The sequence below is a fragment of the Chryseobacterium sp. SN22 genome, assembly GCF_008329705.1.
Lineage (GTDB): Bacteria > Bacteroidota > Bacteroidia > Flavobacteriales > Weeksellaceae > Chryseobacterium.
In genome coordinates this window covers 1-21278 of sequence record NZ_VTSX01000015.1, presented here as the reverse complement: position 1 = coordinate 21278, position 21278 = coordinate 1, and the positions used below count along the sequence as shown (strand labels likewise).

21 protein-coding genes are annotated in these 21278 nt (G+C 39.7%); 11 read left to right on the top strand and 10 right to left on the bottom strand.

The features are described from left to right. Positions 1-3: 3 nt before the first annotated feature. From FY557_RS11415 to FY557_RS11405, 3 genes are all read right to left on the bottom strand, one after another. On the bottom strand, positions 4-1482 hold the full coding sequence (locus tag FY557_RS11415) for a lipopolysaccharide biosynthesis protein (protein ID WP_149247379.1): 1479 nt from the start codon (positions 1480-1482) through the stop codon (positions 4-6). 3 nt (positions 1483-1485) lie between these two features. Continuing rightward, the gene (locus tag FY557_RS11410) at positions 1486-2280 is read right to left on the bottom strand and encodes an FkbM family methyltransferase (protein ID WP_149247378.1); all 795 of its coding nucleotides are present in this window, start codon (positions 2278-2280) and stop codon (positions 1486-1488) included. Between the two features lie 457 nt (positions 2281-2737). Then, entirely contained in the window at positions 2738-3403 is a 666-nt protein-coding gene (locus FY557_RS11405; RefSeq protein ID WP_149247377.1) for a DUF2461 domain-containing protein, read from the bottom strand. Between the two features lie 300 nt (positions 3404-3703). Between FY557_RS11405 and FY557_RS11400 the strand changes: the two genes are divergently transcribed. The 9 genes from FY557_RS11400 (at position 3704) to FY557_RS11360 (ending at position 12155) form a co-directional block, all read left to right on the top strand. After that, positions 3704-5398, top strand: coding sequence for a DEAD/DEAH box helicase (locus FY557_RS11400; protein ID WP_149247376.1), 1695 nt, complete (start codon positions 3704-3706; stop codon positions 5396-5398). A 152-nt stretch (positions 5399-5550) separates the two neighbouring features. Next, positions 5551-6189: a DUF47 domain-containing protein gene (locus FY557_RS11395; protein ID WP_072962479.1), complete on the top strand. Its 639-nt coding sequence runs from the start codon at positions 5551-5553 to the stop codon at positions 6187-6189. A 20-nt stretch (positions 6190-6209) separates the two neighbouring features. Continuing rightward, complete coding sequence (locus FY557_RS11390; protein ID WP_149247375.1) at positions 6210-7352, top strand: inorganic phosphate transporter; 1143 nt, start codon at positions 6210-6212, stop codon at positions 7350-7352. Positions 7353-7453: 101 nt separating this feature from the next. Then, positions 7454-8425: a polyprenyl synthetase family protein gene (locus FY557_RS11385; protein ID WP_149247462.1), complete on the top strand. Its 972-nt coding sequence runs from the start codon at positions 7454-7456 to the stop codon at positions 8423-8425. A 71-nt stretch (positions 8426-8496) separates the two neighbouring features. After that, positions 8497-9447: a GSCFA domain-containing protein gene (locus tag FY557_RS11380; protein WP_149247374.1), complete on the top strand. Its 951-nt coding sequence runs from the start codon at positions 8497-8499 to the stop codon at positions 9445-9447. 6 nt (positions 9448-9453) lie between these two features. Next, positions 9454-9783 (top strand): hypothetical protein, encoded by a 330-nt coding sequence (locus tag FY557_RS11375; protein WP_149247373.1) that lies wholly within the window; start codon positions 9454-9456, stop codon positions 9781-9783. Further along, on the top strand, positions 9761-10312 hold the full coding sequence (locus FY557_RS11370) for a DUF4269 domain-containing protein (RefSeq protein WP_228451773.1): 552 nt from the start codon (positions 9761-9763) through the stop codon (positions 10310-10312). The genes FY557_RS11375 and FY557_RS11370 overlap by 23 nt, the downstream gene beginning before the upstream one ends. 5 nt (positions 10313-10317) lie before the next feature. Then, the gene (locus FY557_RS11365; RefSeq protein ID WP_149247372.1) at positions 10318-11085 is read left to right on the top strand and encodes a TatD family hydrolase; all 768 of its coding nucleotides are present in this window, start codon (positions 10318-10320) and stop codon (positions 11083-11085) included. Positions 11086-11090: 5 nt separating this feature from the next. Next, entirely contained in the window at positions 11091-12155 is a 1065-nt protein-coding gene (locus tag FY557_RS11360; RefSeq protein ID WP_149247371.1) for an acyltransferase family protein, read from the top strand. A 48-nt stretch (positions 12156-12203) separates the two neighbouring features. Here FY557_RS11360 and FY557_RS11355 read toward each other — a convergent pair whose 3' ends face one another. Then, positions 12204-13469 carry a DEAD/DEAH box helicase gene (locus tag FY557_RS11355; RefSeq protein WP_149247370.1) on the bottom strand — a complete coding sequence of 422 codons (1266 nt, stop codon included), beginning with the start codon at positions 13467-13469 and terminating at the stop codon, positions 12204-12206. An 86-nt stretch (positions 13470-13555) separates the two neighbouring features. Further along, positions 13556-14044 (bottom strand): DUF6438 domain-containing protein, encoded by a 489-nt coding sequence (locus tag FY557_RS11350; RefSeq protein WP_149247369.1) that lies wholly within the window; start codon positions 14042-14044, stop codon positions 13556-13558. 179 nt (positions 14045-14223) lie between these two features. Between FY557_RS11350 and FY557_RS11345 the strand changes: the two genes are divergently transcribed. Then, positions 14224-14955 (top strand): class I SAM-dependent methyltransferase, encoded by a 732-nt coding sequence (locus FY557_RS11345; RefSeq protein WP_149247368.1) that lies wholly within the window; start codon positions 14224-14226, stop codon positions 14953-14955. 119 nt (positions 14956-15074) lie between these two features. On the opposite strand, the gene FY557_RS11340 is transcribed toward FY557_RS11345, so the two are convergent. The 4 genes from FY557_RS11340 to FY557_RS11325 all read right to left on the bottom strand — a co-directional run bounded on the left by FY557_RS11340 (position 15075) and on the right by FY557_RS11325 (position 18320). Further along, a complete protein-coding gene (locus FY557_RS11340; RefSeq protein ID WP_149247367.1) occupies positions 15075-15554 on the bottom strand; it encodes a DUF6438 domain-containing protein in 480 nt (159 codons plus the stop codon). Between the two features lie 442 nt (positions 15555-15996). Further along, entirely contained in the window at positions 15997-16980 is a 984-nt protein-coding gene (gene obgE, locus FY557_RS11335; protein ID WP_149247366.1) for a GTPase ObgE, read from the bottom strand. A gap of 81 nt (positions 16981-17061) precedes the next feature. After that, a complete protein-coding gene (locus FY557_RS11330; protein WP_149247365.1) occupies positions 17062-17640 on the bottom strand; it encodes an adenylate kinase in 579 nt (192 codons plus the stop codon). Between the two features lie 125 nt (positions 17641-17765). After that, the gene (locus tag FY557_RS11325; protein WP_149247364.1) at positions 17766-18320 is read right to left on the bottom strand and encodes a phosphoribosyltransferase; all 555 of its coding nucleotides are present in this window, start codon (positions 18318-18320) and stop codon (positions 17766-17768) included. Positions 18321-18955: 635 nt separating this feature from the next. On the opposite strand from FY557_RS11325, the gene abc-f reads away from it, so the two are divergent. Beyond that, positions 18956-20545 (top strand): ribosomal protection-like ABC-F family protein, encoded by a 1590-nt coding sequence (abc-f, locus tag FY557_RS11320; RefSeq protein ID WP_149247363.1) that lies wholly within the window; start codon positions 18956-18958, stop codon positions 20543-20545. Between the two features lie 175 nt (positions 20546-20720). On the opposite strand, the gene FY557_RS11315 is transcribed toward abc-f, so the two are convergent. Next, positions 20721-21122 carry a hypothetical protein gene (locus FY557_RS11315; protein ID WP_149247362.1) on the bottom strand — a complete coding sequence of 134 codons (402 nt, stop codon included), beginning with the start codon at positions 21120-21122 and terminating at the stop codon, positions 20721-20723. Positions 21123-21278: the final 156 nt, after the last annotated feature.

The window sequence follows — 21278 nt, the reverse complement described above, 5'->3', positions numbered from 1 at the left end:
TTGTTATTTAAACTTAAAAATACTTTTAATAAAATTTTTATTCAGGTAATTTTCAACCGGAAATATTTTCGTGAAATAATTCCCGATAAAAATCAGTAAAAGAACGACTGCCGGCTTGTAAATCAGGTTGATAAAATTATTGCTGAAATTCGGCAGCACAATCGCTACCGTAATTGCCAGGGTACAGATAATGGAAACGAAAATCATTTCGATCGTTAAAGGCGATACTTTAAACATGAAGTAATTAAATACGATTTTCACCACGTTATAGGTGGTCAGGGAAATAGCCGTTGAAAGGGCGATCCCGATCAGTTTCAGGTCTGTATTTTTCAGGAAATAGAAATTCAGTGCAATGGTAAGCCCTGCCAGCAGGAGCATCACCAGGATATTGAATTTGTAGTATTTGGAAAGGGAAATAATATTTCCGTTAAATCCTGTTGCCAGATCAATCAAAACTGCAGATCCCCAGATCCAGACCACCGGTTCATACTCGCGGAGCATCATCCCGTTTTTCGGCATAAAGTGCGTGAGGTAAGGGAATCCGACCATAATACAGGAAAACAGAACAGCACCCAGGAAATACAGAGAGAGCGACGTTTTTTTATGGAACCGGTCCAGCCCTTCCATATCGCCATCCGCAAGATACTGGCTGATAATCGGAGCAGAAATATTAAAAAGTCCCAGCTGCGGAATGGAAATCAGGGAAATCAGGGCGTACAGGGTAGAGTAGATCCCGTTTTCTTCCATTCCCATATATTCGCCGATCATAAAACTGTTGATCGCCAGGTAATTCCCGAAAGTCCCTAAAAAGCCGAAAAAACTGTAGTTGGCAAATTCCTTCCAGAAGCTGTCTTTCTTAAAATAATCCGTATTAAAATCCAGATTGATCTTTTCCAGTTTATTGGTGTAATAAATATACCCGAAAAGCATCAGGGTAAAGATTCCGAAGAAAAAGGACAGGGCCACCTGCTGCGACATCGCAAAATAAAAAAACAGGCAGAATGCCCCCAGGTTGGCTATTTTAGGAAAAAGATTATCGAAAATATTCGAGACAACAATCCGTTTATAGTTGGAAGTATACTTATTAAAAACTGCGCAGAGAGATAACACCAGAATCAGCGGCAGGATAATTTCTTTGATGTTCCAGGCCTGTGTTTTCAGGAACTTCGGATAAAAGTGGGGGAGGATAAAGAAGATCCCGCAGAAGACCAGGAAATTGATGACTACCGTAAGCAGGGACAACGACAGCATGTTCTGGTTTTTCCCGTCTTTCTGTACGCTGTGGAAAAACTTCACGTTCGCATACGAAATTCCGAATACGACAAAAGGTACCAGCATCTCCGCCGTTTGCATGCTGTACCGCAGCTTGCCGTAAAACTCAAAATCGTTCGGAAAAATAAAAATGGCCGAGACTGTGCCCAGCAGAAAACCGATATAGCCAATAATAGAATATTTAAATCCCTGTCTCGCTACTACACTCATCTTTTATTGGCTTTTGGGAATAAAAATAATATTGTTGATGTATTCCGTTTTATTTTTTTCATCGACTGTGTTTTTCAGAAGGATTTCCTCTGTCAGTTTTTCAAGCTCAAAATGATGCCTGTTTAAATAGTGGGCGTCGTAACCCCAGGACTCCACCTCGGAAATCTCTTTCCAGATCGGCGTTTCATGATGCCTTTGCTCCATTTCCACCATCAGCGTCGGTGCATACCGGCGGATGACTTGTTTGGCTCCGAGAAGCGTTTTCATTTCATTGCCTTCAACATCGATTTTAATGAAGTCCAGTCTGTTGAAATGTTCGATGGCAGCCCAGTCATCCAGTTTGATCACTTTTACCTTTTCAGTATAGCTTTTCTCTTCTCCTTTTTCCTTATACCCGGTGTTGAGCGTTCCTCTCGATGCCACCGTTTTTCCGTTGATCACAGGCACTTTAAATTCGGCGGTAGTGTTTTCATCGGAAAGCGCCAGCGGAAGCACCCTCATAGAAGGGAACAGCCTTTTCAGGCGGCGGTATAGTTTTTTGTTGGGCTCGAAAGCATAGATCGATTCATGGTTCAGTTTTTTTTCCAGCTGGTAAAGAAAAGTCCCGACGTTTGCCCCGATATCCAGAATCACTGCATTTTTAGGTAAAAAATCCTTGATCCATACCAGTTCCGGCTCTACATTGCGGGCAGAAAAATTCTCTTTCGTCAGATGATGTAAGCTTTTAAAATACCGTTCTTTGTAAAAATTCGGGCTGATATATTGCAGCTTTTCGGCGATTTTCTGGTACAGGGACATGGCAGGATTTTTGACTAATCCGCAAATATAAGCAAAAATGTTAAATTACTGTTAAAAATAGTGAAATATAAATGGTTGATAATCAGTGTTTAATCTGTATTTAAAAAAACGACATAGTCTTGTCGCTTGTTACGTGTATTCAGGTTGAAGCCTGAAATATATGGCAGTTGCTTTATACTTTTAATTGGGTTGGAAAACGCGAAGTCGCAAGTATTTACGACAAAAGCAATGAATACGAGGCGCAAGGAATTAACGATGTCAAATTTCCACAACACTGATTATGCTTTTAAAATTTTATGTTTTTCCGAAATAAGCGGCCCTCAATTACATCAGAGATAGAGCTCTTGTGATTTATAAAATGAAGTCTTCAAAAACCTTATTGTGTATTCGCGTTTTCCAATACCGCGTGTAAAATAAATCCACCATTCATTGCCAAAGCAAAATTTACTATTCACCCCTATAATAGCGGTGCATTCAGAAAATCGTTCAGCGGCTTCATCAGTTTAAAGGTTCCCGTAAGGTTTTTCACGGCATTTTTAGCAAAGACTTCTTCATCTTTCAGGCCGTACACCACGATGAAATTTTTAAGCTTGAGGTATTCGGCCATCGGGTCATCTTTTTCAAAACCCTGCGGGATCTTTTTCAGTTTGTCCTCCTGGTCCAGTTCCGGAAAATACTTTTTAAATTCTTTGTCGTTGATAACCGCAAGAAAGTCTTCGGCATATAAAGAAATTTCCTTTCTCAGTTCCTTTAAGACGGATGATTCCGGCATATAAATTCCGCCGGCGATAAAGGATTTTCCGGGCTCCAGATGGAGGTAATACCCGCCTTTCTGGCTTCCTTTTCCCATACCCAGCGATGCGCCGAAATTGGTTTTATAAGGAATTTTATCTTTGGAGAACCCTGTATCCCGATAAATCCTGAACAACGACTTTTTGGCATCGATTTTTGCCAGTTCTTCATCGAATCCGGACATTTCCCTGATGAGATCCTCCAGGAAAGAAATGACGTTTTGCTGCGATTCGGTATACCAGTGTTTGTTTTCGGTAAACCATTCGCGGCTGTTGTTTCGGGTAAGGTTTTTCAGGAATTCAAAAACTTCAGGAGAAAGGGTAGACGGCATGTGATTTTGTTTTATTTAAGTGTTGATGGCTGATGGCTCAGCGGTGTTCTTTCAAAATTACAAAAACTATTCTTAATGTGATTTCTGAAAATTCATCAATAGCCTGAAAAAAATCAATCTAATTTAACAAACAAAAATAATGGTTAACATTTTTTTAACTTGAGGTATGTTTTTTTGTAGTAAATTTTTTAAAAATTAAGAAATCGCTACAGGATTCTGAATTAAAGTTTGTATATTTAGAACTTTATTCAAAAACAAATCAATATTTATTGTATCTTTGCAGAAATTTTATAATATTTAATGAATTTATTTACGGAGACCAATTTAAGTCCTGATATTCTTAAGGCAATTGGCGAACTGGGCTACGAAAGCCCGACAGAAATCCAAAAACAGACGATCCCTTTCATTCTTTCAGATATTCGCGATTTGATCGCACTTGCGCAGACGGGGACAGGCAAAACAGCAGCATTTTCGCTTCCGATTTTGGATATGATTGACGAAACGAGTCGCAAAATCCAGCTCTTGGTGCTTTGTCCGACACGGGAATTATGTCTTCAGATTGCTAAAGACATAAAAAACTATTCCAAGTACATGAAAGACATCAAAACGACAGCCGTTTATGGTGGAAGCAGTATTATGGACCAAATGAGATCCCTGAAGGATAAACCGCAGATCATTGTGGGAACTCCGGGTAGGGTAATCGACCTGATCAACAGAAAAGCATTGGACTTTTCTGCCATCCACTGGCTGGTACTGGATGAGGCCGACGAGATGCTTTCCATGGGCTTTAAAGACGAACTGGAAACCATCCTCAGCGAAACGCCTGAAACAAAACAGACTTTCCTTTTCTCTGCTACGATGAGCAAAGAAGTAGAAAGAATCTCTAAAAATTACCTGACCAAACCTCACCGTATTTCCGTGGGTTCTATTAATGAAGTTAAGAAGAACATCAGACACGAATATTACGTAGCCGGTTACCGTCAGAAAAAGGAGGCTTTGAAAAGACTGATCGATTCAAACCCTAATCAATACTCCATTATTTTCTGCAGAACAAGAATGGAAACCCAGGAAGTTGCCGATTTCTTAATGCAGAACGGCTATGCAGCAGATGCGCTTCACGGAGACCTTTCCCAGGCACAGCGGGATACGGTCATGAAGAAATTCAGACTGAAAAACATTGATATCCTGGTGGCGACGGACGTTGCAGCGAGAGGACTGGATGTAAACTCACTGACACACGTAATTCATTATTCATTGCCTGATGATCCTGAAGTATTCGTTCACCGAAGCGGAAGGACGGGAAGAGCCGGAAAAGACGGTATTTCAATTTCCCTGATCAAGCCTGAAGAAAGCAGAAAGCTGAAGCAGATCAAATCAGTTACCAAAATCGAAATCAATGAAGCAAAGATCCCTACAGGGGAAGACATTATCAAAGCTCAGGTAGGAGGTGTTTTCGAAAGCCTTTTCGAAATTCATGAAGATTTCTTTGAGTTTGATGATTCCCTGATCCCGGATTTATCGGCATTCACCAAAGAGGAGCTTGCTCATAAATTGCTGCAGTTCCAGCTGAAAGACCTGGCTCTGTATTATAAAGACCGACATGACCTGATGGAACAGAAACTGAGCAGCAGAGATGATGACAGAGGTTCCAGAAGAGACCGTGACAGAGGCAGGGACCGTGACAGAGGAGAAAGAAGCGACAGAGGAGAAAGGAGAGAGCGCGGCGGAAAACCGAGAAGAAAAAATGAAAATATGGTAAGGTTCTTCTTCAATCTTGGTAAAAAAGACCAGCTGAAGAAACTTGATGTACTGGATATCATTAACAAGGCAACATCCAACGGCAAAACCAAAAAAAGAGCAGAAATCGGCGATATCGAAATCTTAGAGAAATTCTCTTTCTTTGAAATCGAAAAGTCGTTTAAAGGAGACCTGCTGAGCAATATTTCTACCATGAAATTCAGAGGTAAGGAAATGAGGGCTGAAGAGGCCAATTAATTTCTTCCGAAAATAGATTAAAACCGGCATTTTTGCCGGTTTTTTTATTTGATAATCAGTACTTAAGCGAATGTTAACAAAACTTAATGTTGTATTGTTTCAGGTAAGGGGGTTTTTTAAGAAATTTGCACACGAATTATAAAAACTTTACAATGGGAATTGGTAATATTTTCCACGCTTTTCAACCGAAAGATAAAATCTTCTTTGTGCTTTTCGAAAAAGTAACAGAAAACCTTGTGGCTATGTCTGAGGAGTTCAACCACGGAATCAAGGATTTTGATCTGAATGATGATTCCATGCTGAAAAAAATGAGCGACTTTGAACACAAAAACGACGAGCTGACCCACGAGATCTTCGTAGAATTGGGGAAAAACTTCATTACGCCGTTCGACAGGGAAGATATCCATACACTGGCTACCGGATTGGATGATATCGCAGATTATATCTACGCTTCCACCAAATATATTTTCTTATACAAATCGCCTGAAATGAAGGCGTATTCTGATTTCTCATTACTGATCCATAAAGCATGCCTGGAGATCCAGAATGCCATGAAGAACCTGAAAGGTTTCAAAAACATGGAGCAGGTGAAAGAAGCCTGTATCAAAGTAAATTCTATTGAAAATATCGCTGACGATCTGTTGTCCAACTCGATGGTGGAATTATTTGAAACCAACGATGCGATCAACATTATCAAAGTTTCATCCGTACTTAATTATCTTGAAGTAGTAACAGACAAAGCAGAAGATGTTGCCAATACAATTGAGAACATCATGATTAAATACGCTTAATTAATAATTATAATTAAACAATGGAATTTCCGATTTTACTTATAGTTATTATTGCATTGGCTTTAGTATTCGATTACATCAATGGTTTTCATGATGCGGCCAACTCAATTGCGACTATTGTTTCTACAAAAGTTCTAACTCCGTTCCAGGCCGTTCTTTGGGCTGCCCTCTGGAATTTTGCCGCTTTCTTTATTGCAGCTTACATCATCGGAGAATTTAAAATTGGTAATACGATTGCCAAAACGGTTAACGAAAACTTTATCACTCTTGAGGTGATCTTCTCAGGTCTTGTCGCGGCAATTGCCTGGAATCTTTTAACGTGGTGGTTTGGTATTCCTTCTTCCTCTTCGCATACCCTGATCGGAGGATTTCTGGGAGCTGCCCTGACGCATGCTTTCATGATGGATTATCATGACATTGCAGCAGCACAGCCGGGCCTTGGAATGTGGGAAACCGTGAAAGAGGCTTTTACGCAGGTAACCCAACAGAGCGTTGTGAAATTTGATAAGGTAATTCCTATTTTCCTTTTCATCTTTATGGCTCCGATTATCGGGATGATTATTTCGATCATTATTACCTTAATTATTGTTCATCTTTATAAAAAATCGAATCCTCATAAGGCGGACCAGTCATTCAAGAGACTGCAGCTGGCTTCTTCGGCACTATTCAGCTTAGGGCACGGCCTTAATGATGCACAGAAAGTAATGGGGATTATCGGAGCAGCTGTAATTTATTACCATGTAAATATGCTTCAGGATACGCAGTATCTGAATATCCCGTCTGCAGACCGTTTCGATTACTTCGCACAGCATTACATCTGGGTGCCGTTGGTTTCCTTTATTGCAATTGCTTTAGGTACCATGAGCGGTGGCTGGAAGATCATCAAAACCATGGGGACCAAAATCACGAAAGTAACTTCTCTGGAAGGCGTAAGTGCTGAGACTGCAGGAGCGATTACGTTATTCATTACAGACCACTTCGGGATTCCGGTATCTACAACACATACGATCACAGGTTCGATCATCGGGGTAGGTTTGACGAAGCGGGTTTCCGCCGTACGTTGGGGAATTACCGTAAGCCTTCTTTGGGCATGGGTCCTTACCATTCCGATTTCTGCTATTGTGGCAGGGATCACGTATTTAGCGGTTACCTTTTTATCCTAAAGATTATTTTTAAATCATATAAAAACTTTGCTCATTCGGGCAAAGTTTTTTGTTTTATAAAGCCGTGAAAAATTGTATTTTTGTTTAAACTATTAGAATTTATGGAATTTTTAGACCGATACCAGCAGATTGTTGCGGATGCCATTGCCAAATATACCTTTAAAGACAAGCCGGCGGAATTGTATGAACCGATGAACTACATTATTTCCCACGGTGGCAAGCGTCTTCGTCCCATCATGGTTCTGATGGCGTGCGATTTGTTTGGCGGTAATCTGAAAGAGGCCATAAAGCCTGCACTGGCAATCGAATTTTTCCATAATTTCACCCTCATCCACGATGATATCATGGATGAAGCGCCTTTAAGAAGAAATAAGCCGACGATTCACACCCTTCACGGTATTAATGTGGGGATTCTTTCCGGGGACGGATTGATGCTGAAGGCCTATAAATTCTTTGAGGATCTGGAACCTGAAATTTTCAAGGCCTGTATCCGGATTTTTACCCATACCGGTCTCCTTTTATGTGAAGGACAACAATACGATATCAATTTTGAGACCCAGGAAGATGTAACCTTTGATGATTACATCAGGATGATTACGTATAAAACCGGGGTCTTAAGCGCGTCTTCATTTGAGATCGGCGCATTGATTGCCAAGGCCAACTTCAAAGATGCCAAAGCCATTTTCAACTTCGGAAAGCATATCGGTATCGCATTCCAGATCATGGATGATTACCTTGATGTATTCGGAGATCAGGCGCAGTTCGGGAAAAAGCATGCCGGAGATATTTATGAAAACAAAAAAACGGTTCTTTATCTTTTGGCAAGAGAGCATGCCACCGAAGAAGAAAGAAAGGAGCTGGATTACTGGTATTCTAAAAAAACGGACAATATCGATAAAGTATACGGGGTTGAAAAGATTTTCAGAAGAACGAAAGTGGATGAGAAAGCGTTGCGGTTAATTGAAAAGCACAATGAAATCGGACAGAGCTACCTTCAGAAAATCGATATTCCTGAAGAGAAGAAAAAACCTTTTATAGAGCTGGCCAATTACCTGTTGAGAAGAGAATCATAATTGATAATCAGTTAATTTGAAGTGAATAAAATTCTTTAATTTTCAAATTGACCCATTTTCAAATTGAATAAATGAAATTCCGGACCGAAGTTGATATTAAAGAATCAGAAAAGAAAATTGGTATTGAAGATAAGATATTTTCAATAGGATCCTGTTTTGCTTCGGAAATGTCTGATCTGTTTAAGCAGGGACAGCTGCAGGCGGTTAATAACCCTTTCGGAACGATTTTCAATCCGTTTTCAATCAGCAATTCAATAAAAAAGCTGCATGATTCCGAATTTTATGTCGAGGAGGACCTGATTGCTTTTGATGAAGAATTTATCTCGCTGGATCACCATACCAGTTTCGATACCCGTTATGTTCATCAGACACTGGATAAGATCAATACCCGGATCACGGAAGGCAATCAGTTTCTTCAGGAAAGCAATTGGGTAATCATTACGTATGGAACTTCTTTTATCTATGAATTTGTCCCGAAAAATAAACTGGTAGCCAACTGCCACCGCATTCCCCAAAAATTCTTTGAAAAGAGATTACTGACACATCAGGAACTCACGGATTCTATTTACGATACCGTTCTAAACCTGAAAGATATCTGTAAGGACAATGTTCAGATTCTATTTACAGTATCGCCGGTCCGCCATACCAAAGACGGGATGATCGAAAATCAACTGAGTAAATCGAAGCTAATTACTGCGGTCCATGAAATGACTGAAGGGCTGGATTACTGCCATTATCTGCCCATTTATGAAATACTGGTAGACGATCTCCGGGATTACCGTTTTTACAAGGAAGATATGATCCATCCTACGGAACAGGCTGTTAATTATATTTTTGAAAAGTTCGGCAACGCTTATTTTTCGGATGAAACCAAAGAATTTATAAAAGAGAATTTTAAAATTTTCAAAGCACTGGAACACCGGAGCAGTGATGAAAAAGATCCCAAGTACATTCAGTTTAAAGAAAAACTGAACGAGAGGATTGAAAACCAACGGAAAAAAGTGAAGCACACCATATTCTAAAAACCAATGGTCCAAATCAGAAACACAGAAGGTCTCCCTCCAGCCCGGATAAATGATGAATTACAGAAAGGAGCTAAATTTGTTGTCTTTTCCTACACGATATCGGTGATCGTCATTACCTCAAGAAGGACGAGCGATATCTATTTTATAAAAGCAGATGAAGCCTCCTCTAAATACAGCTGGAAATATTCTTTGCTGACTTTATTTTTCGGATGGTGGGGAATTCCGTTCGGACCGATTTTCAGCCTGGTTTCTTTCTACAAAAACTTTACGGGCGGGAAAGATGTAACCCGGGAAGTTCTGAATCATATCAATGCCCGATTCAGCGAATCCTGAAATCCTCAGCAAAGAAATGATTGATTTTAATAACATTGATTACCTGAAAAACGGAAACGAAAGACAGAAACAAGCTTACGACGTTCTTTCCGGATTTCGCCTCTTTGAAAAGTTAAAAGCCTGGTCTCCGGTCTTAGCAGGAACCATCCCGATCGGAATTGATATTGAAGAAAGTGATCTCGATGTAATCTGTGAAGTAAAGGACGAGATGGAGTTTGAGAGATTCTTAGCGGGTTATTTTTCGGAATTTAACATAAAAGTTGAAAGCTTTGAAATAAACGGAGAAAAAGCCGTAGTCGCCAATTTTATGCTGGAAGGATTCATCATTGAAATTTTCGGCCAGAATAAGCCTGTTATTGAGCAGAATGCCTACCGCCACATGATGGCCGAATACAGAATATTACAGGAAAAAGGAGAAGGTTTTAGAAACGAAATAATTGCATTGAAAAAACAGGGTTTCAAGACGGAACCGGCTTTCGGAATATTGCTGGGACTTGAAAACCCTTATAAAGATTTATTAAAATTTTAAAGAAAATGATTGACACCCATACCCATTTATACGCAGAAGAATTTGATGAAGACCGGAAAGAAGCCATTCAAAGAGCGTTGGATAAAGGAATAACCCGATTTTACCTTCCGGCTATTGATTCGGAATCCCATGAAAAAATGCTGCATCTGGAAGCAGATTATCCGGATCATATATTCTCCATGATGGGGCTGCACCCGTGCTACGTAAAACCGGAGACCTGGGAAAAAGAACTGGAAATGGTTAAAAACTATCTTGATCAAAGGGCTTTTCCGGCCATTGGGGAAATCGGGATTGATCTTTATTGGGATCAATCGACTCTTGATATTCAGGTAAAAGCATTTGAGCAGCAGATCGATTGGGCCATTGAAAAGGACCTGCCCATTGTTATTCACACCCGGGAAAGCTTTAATGAAACGTTTGAAGTATTGGAAAGAAAAAAGCATCCCAAACTTCGAGGGATTTTTCATTGCTTTTCAGGAAACCTCGAACAGGCGAAACATGCCATTGATCTGAATTTTATCCTGGGAATCGGCGGGGTGGTCACTTTTAAAAACGGGAAGATCGACCAGTTCCTGAATGAAATTCCTTTGGAAAACATCGTGTTGGAAACCGATTCCCCATACCTGGCACCCGTCCCGTACCGGGGAAAGCGTAACGAAAGCTCTTATCTGGACCTGATAGCCGGAAAGCTGGTGAATATTTATAAAACTGATTTTTCAGAGATCGACAGGATGACGACGGAAAATGCGAAAAAAATATTCAACAAGCGTTAACATCAATGAAAGTATTACCGAATATAACTTCGCTGAGATTTTTTCTGGCATTTCTGGTAATGATATTTCATATTCCCCAGTTTTTCAGCAAGCGGGAAATAAGCTCATTTAATGATTGGCCGATCTTTCACAAAGGGACCGAAGCTGTTTTTATGTTTTTTTCGTTAAGCGGATTTCTTATTTTCCGGCAACTGTATGACGAGAAAATTAAAAATGACAGAATTGATTTAAAAAAATTCTATCTTAGACGAATCCTGAGAATTTTTCCCGTTTATTATCTGGTTGTCTTTATCGGGCTTTTTTATTATAACCTATTTCTACCTGCAATCGGGATACCGGTGGAAAGAAGTTACGATTTGGTAAAAGGGATCCTTCTTCTGATTACATTTTTTCCGAATCTTCTTCTGCTTGACAGCCCTGGCGGAATTTTGGAAATACTTTGGTCCATAGGGATTGAAGAGCAGTGTTATTTACTAACCGCACCGCTTTTTGCTCTTATTCCACAAAAATATTACAAAGCATTTTTTATCATACTCAGTTTTATTTTAGTTTATCTTTATGAGTTTTCTGACCTTGTATTTTTGAAAGATTATAAAATGATTTTTTTTTATTTTACTTTTGCTGGCTGGTGTTCTTTACAAAACTTTAAAAATTATAGGTTTCAGAAATTAACGGATGCTGTCGTTTACATACTAATAATTCTATTCTTTACAACAGACATTTTTGTTGATTATTTTTCTGAGCCGTTATACTTTATTTTCAGCATGCTGCTATTCGGATATTTTATTACTGTTTTTGTTCGTAAACCAATTCCTTTTTTTGAGAATAAAACGTTAATCTATTTAGGCAAAATTTCGTATGGGATTTATATGTATCACGTGGTGGTCATGCAGCTGATAGGTTTTATTTTCCTGAAAATATTATTAAGATTCAGGATCAATGATACCGTTATAATTCTTTCTAGTTATTTATCCGTTATAGCTATTACTGTGATTACAGCTCACATTTCATACCAATATTATGAAAAGATATTTTTGAATAAGAAAAAGCTTTACAGGGTGACTGAATAATTGCAATACCAAAAAAAACCTAATCTGAATTTAGATTAGGTTTCCTGATTATTTCTTTCTCGAAAAATTGCTCTTATTTTTCGGTTTTTTAAAGCTTGCGTCTTTTCTCTGCTGCGCCGGATTTGCCGGTTTTGGTCTTGGTGTGAAAGGCTTATTGTTGGAATCTCTCTTTTGAGCAACCAGGTCATCCGTATGGAACGGGTGATCCTTAACGATCGGAATTTTCATCCCGATGAGTTTTTCCGTATTTTTTAAGTTTAACAAATCCAAACTGTCTACGAATGAAATGGAGGTCCCTTCTGCACCGGCTCTTCCCGTTCTTCCAATCCGGTGGACATAGGTCTCTGAAACGTCGGAAAGCTCAAAATTAACAACGTATTTCAGTTCATCGATATCAATTCCTCTGGCAGCAATATCAGTAGCTACCAGAACCCTCGTTTTGCCGGATTTGAAATTATTCAGCGCATTCTGGCGGGCGTTCTGTGATTTGTTTCCGTGGATGGCTTCCGTGGATATATTGTCTTTCTGAAGCTTACGGGCAATTTTGTCCGCACCGTGCTTAGTCCTTGAGAATACCAATACCGAATCGGAAATATCGTTCTTTAAGATATGCGTTAAAAGATTCAGTTTATCGTCTTTTTCCACAAAGTAAACCGATTGCTTGATGGTTTCAGCCGTTGATGAAACGGGAGTAACTTCCACTTTTACCGGGTTGTTCAGGATAGAATCTGCCAGTTTCTGGATTTCCGCCGGCATCGTCGCCGAGAAAAACAAAGTCTGTCTTTTCGGTGGCAAAAGCTTGATGACTCTTTTCACATCATGCACAAAACCCATATCCAGCATCCGGTCGGCTTCATCCAGCACAAAAATCTCAAGACTTTTCAGGCTAATGATTCCCTGGGCGATAAAGTCCAAAAGCCTTCCCGGCGTAGCTACCAGAATATCCACTCCTTTTTTCAGGGCAGCTTCCTGATTACCCTGCTTTACTCCTCCGAAGATCACCAGGTGTTTCAGCGGCAGGTATTTTCCGTAAGCTTTGATGTTTTCCTCGATCTGGATAGCCAGTTCTCTGGTCGGCGTCAGGATCAGGGCTTTGATATGGTTGTTCGAAAATTTATTTTTGGAAAGGTTCTGAAGGATCGGGATCGCGAAAGCAGCCGTTTTTCCTGTTCCTGTCTGTGCGCACCCCAGAAAATCTCTGCCTTTGGTGATCTCGGGAATCGATTTTTCCTGAATTGGGGTAGGGTTGGTATATCCTTGTTCCTGAATTGCCTTTGCAATAGGTTCTATTAAGTGTAAGTCTGTAAAATTCAAATGAATTGTTTTTATAATTAACATAAAAATTCCTTCAAAATGAAGGAATTATATTTTGCAAAGGTAGTTTAAATATTTTTAATGGATCAATTCACTTTTGTCCATTGCTGGTTGTGTCTCAGGTCTTCAAAGAATTTGTACAATTCGGCAAGTTTTTCGGTACCTCTTTTTCCGTAATCTTCTACATGTTTCGAAGTTCCGTCTGCATAATTTATTCTTAAATGCGACGTAGGAAGATCAGTGACGTTTCTTTCACCATATTTTTCGTTAAGACTTTTTACATTCAAATTGTCGAGTAACGCAATAAGGGTATTGTAATCTGCTTCTTTAATTGTTCCTTTAAAAGTTCCTTCCCGCGGCTTATCGAATTCGCCTTTGGAAAAACTTTTCGAAAAGTTGAAGTGTTCCGCTTCAAGTACGGCAGTACGATCCGAATTGATGGTTATTTTAAAAATAGGACAGGATCCGAAACAGGCTCCTGCTTCATACTCAATTTTAGAATACTTGGAATTCGCTTTTTGTGAGCTGCATGAAAACATAAAGATCATCAAACAAAGGCTCAGGATATATTTCATAGTTTATATTTTCCGGAGTCACTCAATAATTGTTCCAAAGTCTCTATTTGAGACTCTGTTAATGTGGTTTAAAAGGAAAAATTTTGTAATAGGCTTACAGCCAGTTGTTTATGGCAAAATTAAATTTAAAAAAGAAATTCAGATAAATTTTTGTTATTTTGACGTCAGAAAAATTACGCATGTATACTTTCCTTAAATCCGTCGTTAAAAATATTATTCCTAAAGAAGTTCTCATCCGCAATGAAGACCAGTTCAGGAAACTTCTGAAACCTTTCTATCTGGGAAAAGATCATGAATGTAATATCTGTGGAACAAAGCTAAAGAAATTTGCCCGGCTGCAAAACGGACAGCTGATATGTCCGGTCTGCGGAAGCTTACCCCGCACAAGACGGCTGAATATGCTGCTGGAAAGTGAATTTCTGAACCCCGGCTTTACCTTTCTGGATTTTTCACCATCCCGAATGCTGTATAAAAAATGGAAGAAGAAAAAAGACATTTCCTATTATCCTACCGATTTCGAAAACGAATTCCTCTCTGATTATCATTACGATATTACCTGTATTGATGCGGAGGATGGAAAATTTAATTTGATTGTCTGTTACCATATTTTAGAACATATTACCGATGATCAGAAAGCCATGAGCGAATTGTACCGGGTTCTGAAAAAGGGCGGCAGTGCTTTAATTCAAACTCCTTTTAAAGAAGGGGAGATCTATGAAGATGACTCGATAGCAACTGCAGAAGAAAGGCTGAAGCATTTCGGGCAGGAAGATCACGTACGGATCTATTCGGTTAGAGGTTTGGAATCGCGGTTGAAAAACGCCGGTTTCCAGGTAACGGTACGGACTTTTTCAGAAGATGCGTATCATGGGTATTCACAGAATGAAAAAGTGCTGATCTGCCGGAAATAACCTATTTTACTTTTTTCCAGTCCTGATTAAACCTTACATCAAAAAGCAGGTTATACAAGACTTTCAGACCATAAGTTCCGGATAATCCGTAATCTTCAATTTTCTTGATCTTTCCGTTATCATATGTGATGACTAAATTTGCGGTTTGACTGTCTGTCCAATTTACAGCATAATGCTCTTTCAATTCGGTAAAATTGAGGTAGTTCAACAGATTTTCCAGATTTTGAATCGGCTTTTTTTATTCCGGTTTCAAAAGTGCCTTCTCCTTTTTTAAAGGCTTTGTGCGATTTTTTTTCAAAGTCCGGATCGTCACGTTTAAAAAAATTATAATTCTCCGCAATAAATTTTGACAATCCTGATTTATCGAGTTTCAAAGTAAATACAGGACAGGTACCATAACACATATCGGTTCTGAATTCTATTTTCTGTATGGAATGATGAGAAGGATTAGGATTATATTCTACCAGTCCATCAAATTGATAATCCAGAATTTTTGAAACCAGCATATGGGTAGTAACATATCGTTCAGAATACAGGTTTTCTTCTGTTTCTTCCGTAATGACTTTAAGATAATCCTTTCCGTCAATTTTTATAATCACAGGAACAGCAAAATCGAAACGCGTCGGTTTTACAGAGGTACGTTTATAATGATTTCCAAAGTCCAGAAGAAGGTTAATACTCGAATCACAGGAGTACGTTTCTTTTGCATCTGGAGATGTGCCCTGGCAGCTTTGATCGTCTCCGATAAATATCAGATCGGTTAGGCCGTTGTGATCAAAATCTCCTTTGTAAAAGCTTTCCGTTATGCCTAAGCTGTCGGCGGCTTTCTTTAATCTATTGTTTATACCGGTAAAACCTTCTGTAAAACTTTGAATTGTTTTTAAAATAAACTTGGAATAACGGTCGGATGTGTTGAATTTACTGTTTCTTACAAAAGACTCAACCTCAGAATCTGTTCTGAGGCTGTCTATTTTTTAATAAAGCTTTGCCTTGCGAAAAGCATAGCTGACTGATCAAAATAATTGTTAAAAGAAATACCTTCTATCCATGCAATTGTTTCCAGATCGCATCTTTCAGTTCCATAAGCCCTTCTCCCGTAACGCCGGAGAAAAACAACGGCTGTTTGTTTTCAGGGAATTCAGCGGCGATTTCCTTTTTCAGCTCGTCGTCCAGGAGGTCGGATTTTGAAACGGAGACAATGAAATCTTTGTCCAAAAGTTCCGGGTTGTATTCCTTCAGTTCGTTTTCCAGGATCTTAAATTCCTGGAAATGATCCTCAGAATCGGCTGGAATTAAAAACAGAAGGATCGAATTTCTTTCAATATGTCTTAAAAAACGGTGTCCCAAACCTTTACCTTCCGCAGCGCCTTCGATGATCCCCGGAATATCGGCCATCACGAAGGATTTATAGTTCCGGTAATCCACAATCCCTAAATTGGGCGTAAGGGTGGTAAAAGCATAGTTGGCAATTTTCGGCTTGGCAGCAGAAACAGAAGCCAGAAGCGTAGATTTTCCGGCATTAGGGAAACCTACCAATCCTACATCGGCAAGGATTTTAAGCTCGAAAACCACATAGCCTTCCTGTCCGTCCATTCCCGGCTGTGCAAATCTCGGGGTCTGGTTGGTGGATGACTTGAAATGCTCGTTTCCTTTTCCGCCCATTCCGCCTTCCATCAGGATGATTTCCTGTCCGTCTTCGAGAATTTCCCCGATGATTTCGCCGTCTTCATTTTTGGCAATCGTCCCGATCGGAACCTCGATGTACACATCTGCTCCGTAAGCTCCGGTAAGCTGGTTTTTTCCTCCGTTTTCCCCGCGTTCCGCCTTTACGTGACGGGTATAACGCAGGGGAAGTAAAGTCCATTCATTAGCATTCCCTTTCATGATCACGTGGCCTCCACGGCCTCCGTCACCTCCGTCAGGTCCGCCCTTGGGAATATATTTTTCACGGCGGAGATGCGCAGAACCTGCTCCTCCGTGCCCGCTTTTACAATGAATCTTTACGTAATCTACAAAATTTGACATTTCTTATAATTATGAGTTATGAGTTATGAAGCATGAGTTATGAATTGTAAGAACTTATAACTCATCACTCATAACTTTTAACTATTTTACTTTTTCTACTTCAGCAAAAAGCTTTTCAGAGATTTCGTTGATGTCTCCGACACCGTTGATCTCCACATATTTGCCCTGCTGCTTATACAGTTCGGCTACTTCTGCAGTTTTTGCGTAGTATTCTTTTATCCTGTTACGGATGATTTCCACATTGCTGTCGTCTGATCTTCCGCTGATTTCTCCTCTTTTCAGAAGTCTTTCTTCTAAAATAGAATCTTCCACCACCAGAGAAAGGCAAACATCGATCTCGTCATTCAATTCTTCTTTGACGATCTTTTCCAGTGCTTCGGTCTGAACCGCCGTTCTAGGATAACCGTCAAAAATAAATCCTGCAGTATCCGTCGGCTTTCTGATCTCGTCGATCAGCATATCCGTTGTTACCTGATCCGGAACCAATTCTCCTTTATCGATGTACGATTTGGCCAGTTTCCCAAGTTCGGTATCATTTTTCATATTGAATCTGAAAAGGTCACCGGTTGAGATCTGCTTCAAATTGAATTTCTCGATTAAGTTTTGTGCTTGCGTACCTTTTCCGCTTCCCGGAGGGCCGAACAGAACAATGTTTATCATAATGTTGTTTCGCTGCTGGCAATTGGCGACTGGCTTCTTGCTTTTAGCTTTGTTTAGTTAATAATTACTTTTCTTAGATATTTATTTAAAAGCCAATAGCCATAAGCTAGAAGCTAATAGCCGTACTAATGGTTGATCTGTCCGTCTGCCAGCTGGTACAGGTTCGGCAGGTTTCTTCCCAGTTCATCATAATCCAGTCCGTAGCCTAAAACAAACTTATTCGGGATCTCTTTTCCGATATAATCCAGTTTAAAATCTTTCTTGTATACTTCCGGTTTCAACAGGAAGGAGGCGATCTTCACGGATCTCGGACGCTGGGTCTCGTTAAAATATTTGAAAAGGCTTTCTACCGTATTCCCGGTATCCACAATATCTTCCACAAGGATGATGTGGCGGTCTTTTACATCTTTCGTCAGTTCCATTTTCTGGTAAACGATTCCGGTAGATTCCGTTCCTGCGTAAGAGCTCATCTGGATGAAAGCAATCTCGCATTCTCCCGGATAATGCTTCAGAAGGTCTGAAAAGAACATGATCACTCCGTTCAGTACCCCGATAAAAACGGGAACTTCATCCTTATAGTCTTCATAAATCTTTAAAGCCGTAGCTTTTACAATCTCCTGAATCTCGGCATCCTCCAGATAAGGAACAAAAGTTTTGTCGTGAACTTTAATACTCTCCATAAAAATTTTTAGTAGGCAGCAAAGTTAAGGATTTTTGATGAAAGTTTTGATGAGCCGGAAGCAAGAGTGATGAATGGTGAATTTTGCTTTGCATGTGAATGGTGAATTGTCAATCTGTACTGCAGGTTGATGTTGGAAAAAGCAAAGCTGCAAAAGGTTTCTGAAAATCTTTCATGTAGTAAGGCGAGAGGATTATCTTTGATAAAATTGAGCACCGTTGACATTAATTTTAGAGTGAGTACTAGCGATATTAAAATTTAACATCGTCAGATTCTTTGCGCCTTAAAGCGTCACCATCTTAAAAGAAAAAATTGGGCCTTTACGCATTCCAACAAAATAATATCCTTCAAAAGTCTGAAGCAATATCCTTAACCGAAATTCCCCTTCGAAAGTCGGAGGAGTGGCAAAGATTCAGAGAATTTTTGACGGGGTGGTCTTAAAGTGAATAGTGAATTTTGCTTCGCAAGTGAATGGTCAGTTTATAATGAAATCCAAATATTTTTTAAATAAATAAAAATTCCTAACTTTGTCATTCGCAAACAAAAATACCAGTATGTAGAATTCAATTTCTTTCAGATATAATCGACAATACCCGGATGGGTTGTTGCAGTTTTAACTTTTTAAAGAAAGAAATCATGATTTTTCTACACCATATATCCTTCGGGTTTCCGGCGGGAGACCTGCTTTTTAATACGATTGATTTAACGATTCCTTCAAATTCGAAGTCGGCCCTGGTCGGGAACAACGGCACAGGAAAATCGACCCTGCTGAAAATGATGGCGGACGAAATCGAGCCTTTGCAAGGAAATATAACCGTTCAAGGTGAATTGTTTTATGTTCCGCAGATGTTCGGAAATTTTGATGACCTTACCATCGCCGAATGCCTGAAAATAGATCAGAAACTTAATGCCCTGCAGAAAATCACCGCCGGGGAAGTGGATAATGCTTATTTTGAAATGCTGAATGACGACTGGGACATCGAAGAACGTTCTTTCCAGGCTCTGCAGTACTGGAAACTCGGCAGTCTGCAGTTTACTCAAAAGCTGGGCAGCCTCAGCGGCGGACAGAAAACCAAAGTCTTCCTCGCCGGAATGATGATCAATAATCCGGATGTTATTCTGCTCGACGAACCGACCAACCACCTGGATCTTGAAGGGCGCAACCTGCTGTATGATTTTATCGGGAAAACAAAATCAACCGTGGTGATGGTCAGCCACGACCGTGCTTTGCTGAACCTGGCGGATACCATTTTTGAACTGAGCAACCGGGGAATTTCAACCTACGGCGGGAATTATGACTTTTATGCTGAACAAAAGGAAATTGAAAATGAGGCATTGCAGAATGACATCCATTCCAGGGAGCGGGCCCTGAAAAAGGCAAAAGAAAAAGAGCGTGAAACGCTGGAACGGAAGCAGAAGCTCGATGCGAGAGGGAAGGGCAGGCAGGAGAAATCGGGCGTGGCCAGGATCATGATGAACACGATGCGGAATAAGGCGGAGAACAATTCTTCCAAATTGAAAGCGGTTCATGCCGAAAAGATCAATGCCATTTCCGATGATCTGAGGGACCTGCGTTCATCCGTGAGAAATTCGGACCAGATGAAAGTGAACTTCAATGATTCTAATCTCCACTCGGGGAAAATCCTGATTTCGGCAGAGGAAATCAATTATGCCTATCAGAAAATTAATCTCTGGAAAGAAAACCTCAGTCTGGAAATCCGGAGCGGTGACCGGATCGCCATTAAAGGCTCCAACGGTTCCGGGAAAACAACATTGATCAAGCTGTTGCTGGGAAAGCTGCAGCCTTCCGTCGGGAAAATAACAAGGCCGGATTTTCAGTGGATTTATATCGACCAGGAATATTCTTTAATCGACAGAATGTCTACGGTCTATGAATTTGTTCAGCAGTTTAACGACCGGGCCCTGCCGGAACCGGAAGTAAAAACCTTACTGGCCCGATTTCTGTTCGGAAAGGAAACCTGGGATAAAAACTGCGGTGTCCTAAGCGGCGGGGAACGCCTGCGCCTTCTGCTGTGCGGACTATCGATCAGCCAGAAAGCGCCTGACCTAATCATCCTCGATGAACCGACGAATAATCTAGACCTTCAAAACGTGGAAATTCTGACGAATTCTATTAAGGATTATCGTGGGACTTTGGTGGTGATTTCGCATGATGCGGTGTTTTTGGAGGAGATTGAGATTGAGCGTGAGGTTGTGCTGGAATAATTTTAAACCTAACGGGTTTTTAAAATCCGTTAGGTTTTGTTTATAGTTCACCGAAATATCTTTACTGAAGCATCTTCAGAAATTCTTCGGTTGAAATTCTTAACGAAGCCTGAGTTTGCGCTTTATTTCAGTTCTTTTATTATTTCTCTTTTTTATGTTTTTCTAAAATATATTTTTAAAGTAGTCTTAGCTTGTATTCTAATTCACCTTCAAGTTCATTAGCTAAATTATAAGATGTTTTTAATGTTGAATTTAAAGAATCTAGTTGACTTAAAAGTTTATTTCTTGATTTTGTTAAGACAGAATATACATTTGGCCAGTTTTGTATAACATCATAGAATCCCATCATTCCATTTATTGCATTAGGTATATTATCCTTTAAGTTTTTGATTTCTTTTAAAAGAGATTTTAAGGTATCAATATTATCTTCAATATTATCTTTATTAATATTATTTATATATATCGAACAAACTTTTATGGCTGCCTCAAAGTTTTCTTCATACAATGGAGATTCAAGTAATAATCTATTTGTATAATTATCAATAATTTTAGCAGTTCTTCCTAAAGATGATGCCACTAAATTCTTATTAAAATTTGGTAGTTTCTAAATACCTTGGAACATTCAGTTTCATGTTGATCCTCCTGTCTATTGTAGTATTGGTGATCGATGTACAGCAGAAAATCCCGAGGATTGAAAATGCCACGGCAATTGATCCGAAGCTGAATGTTACCT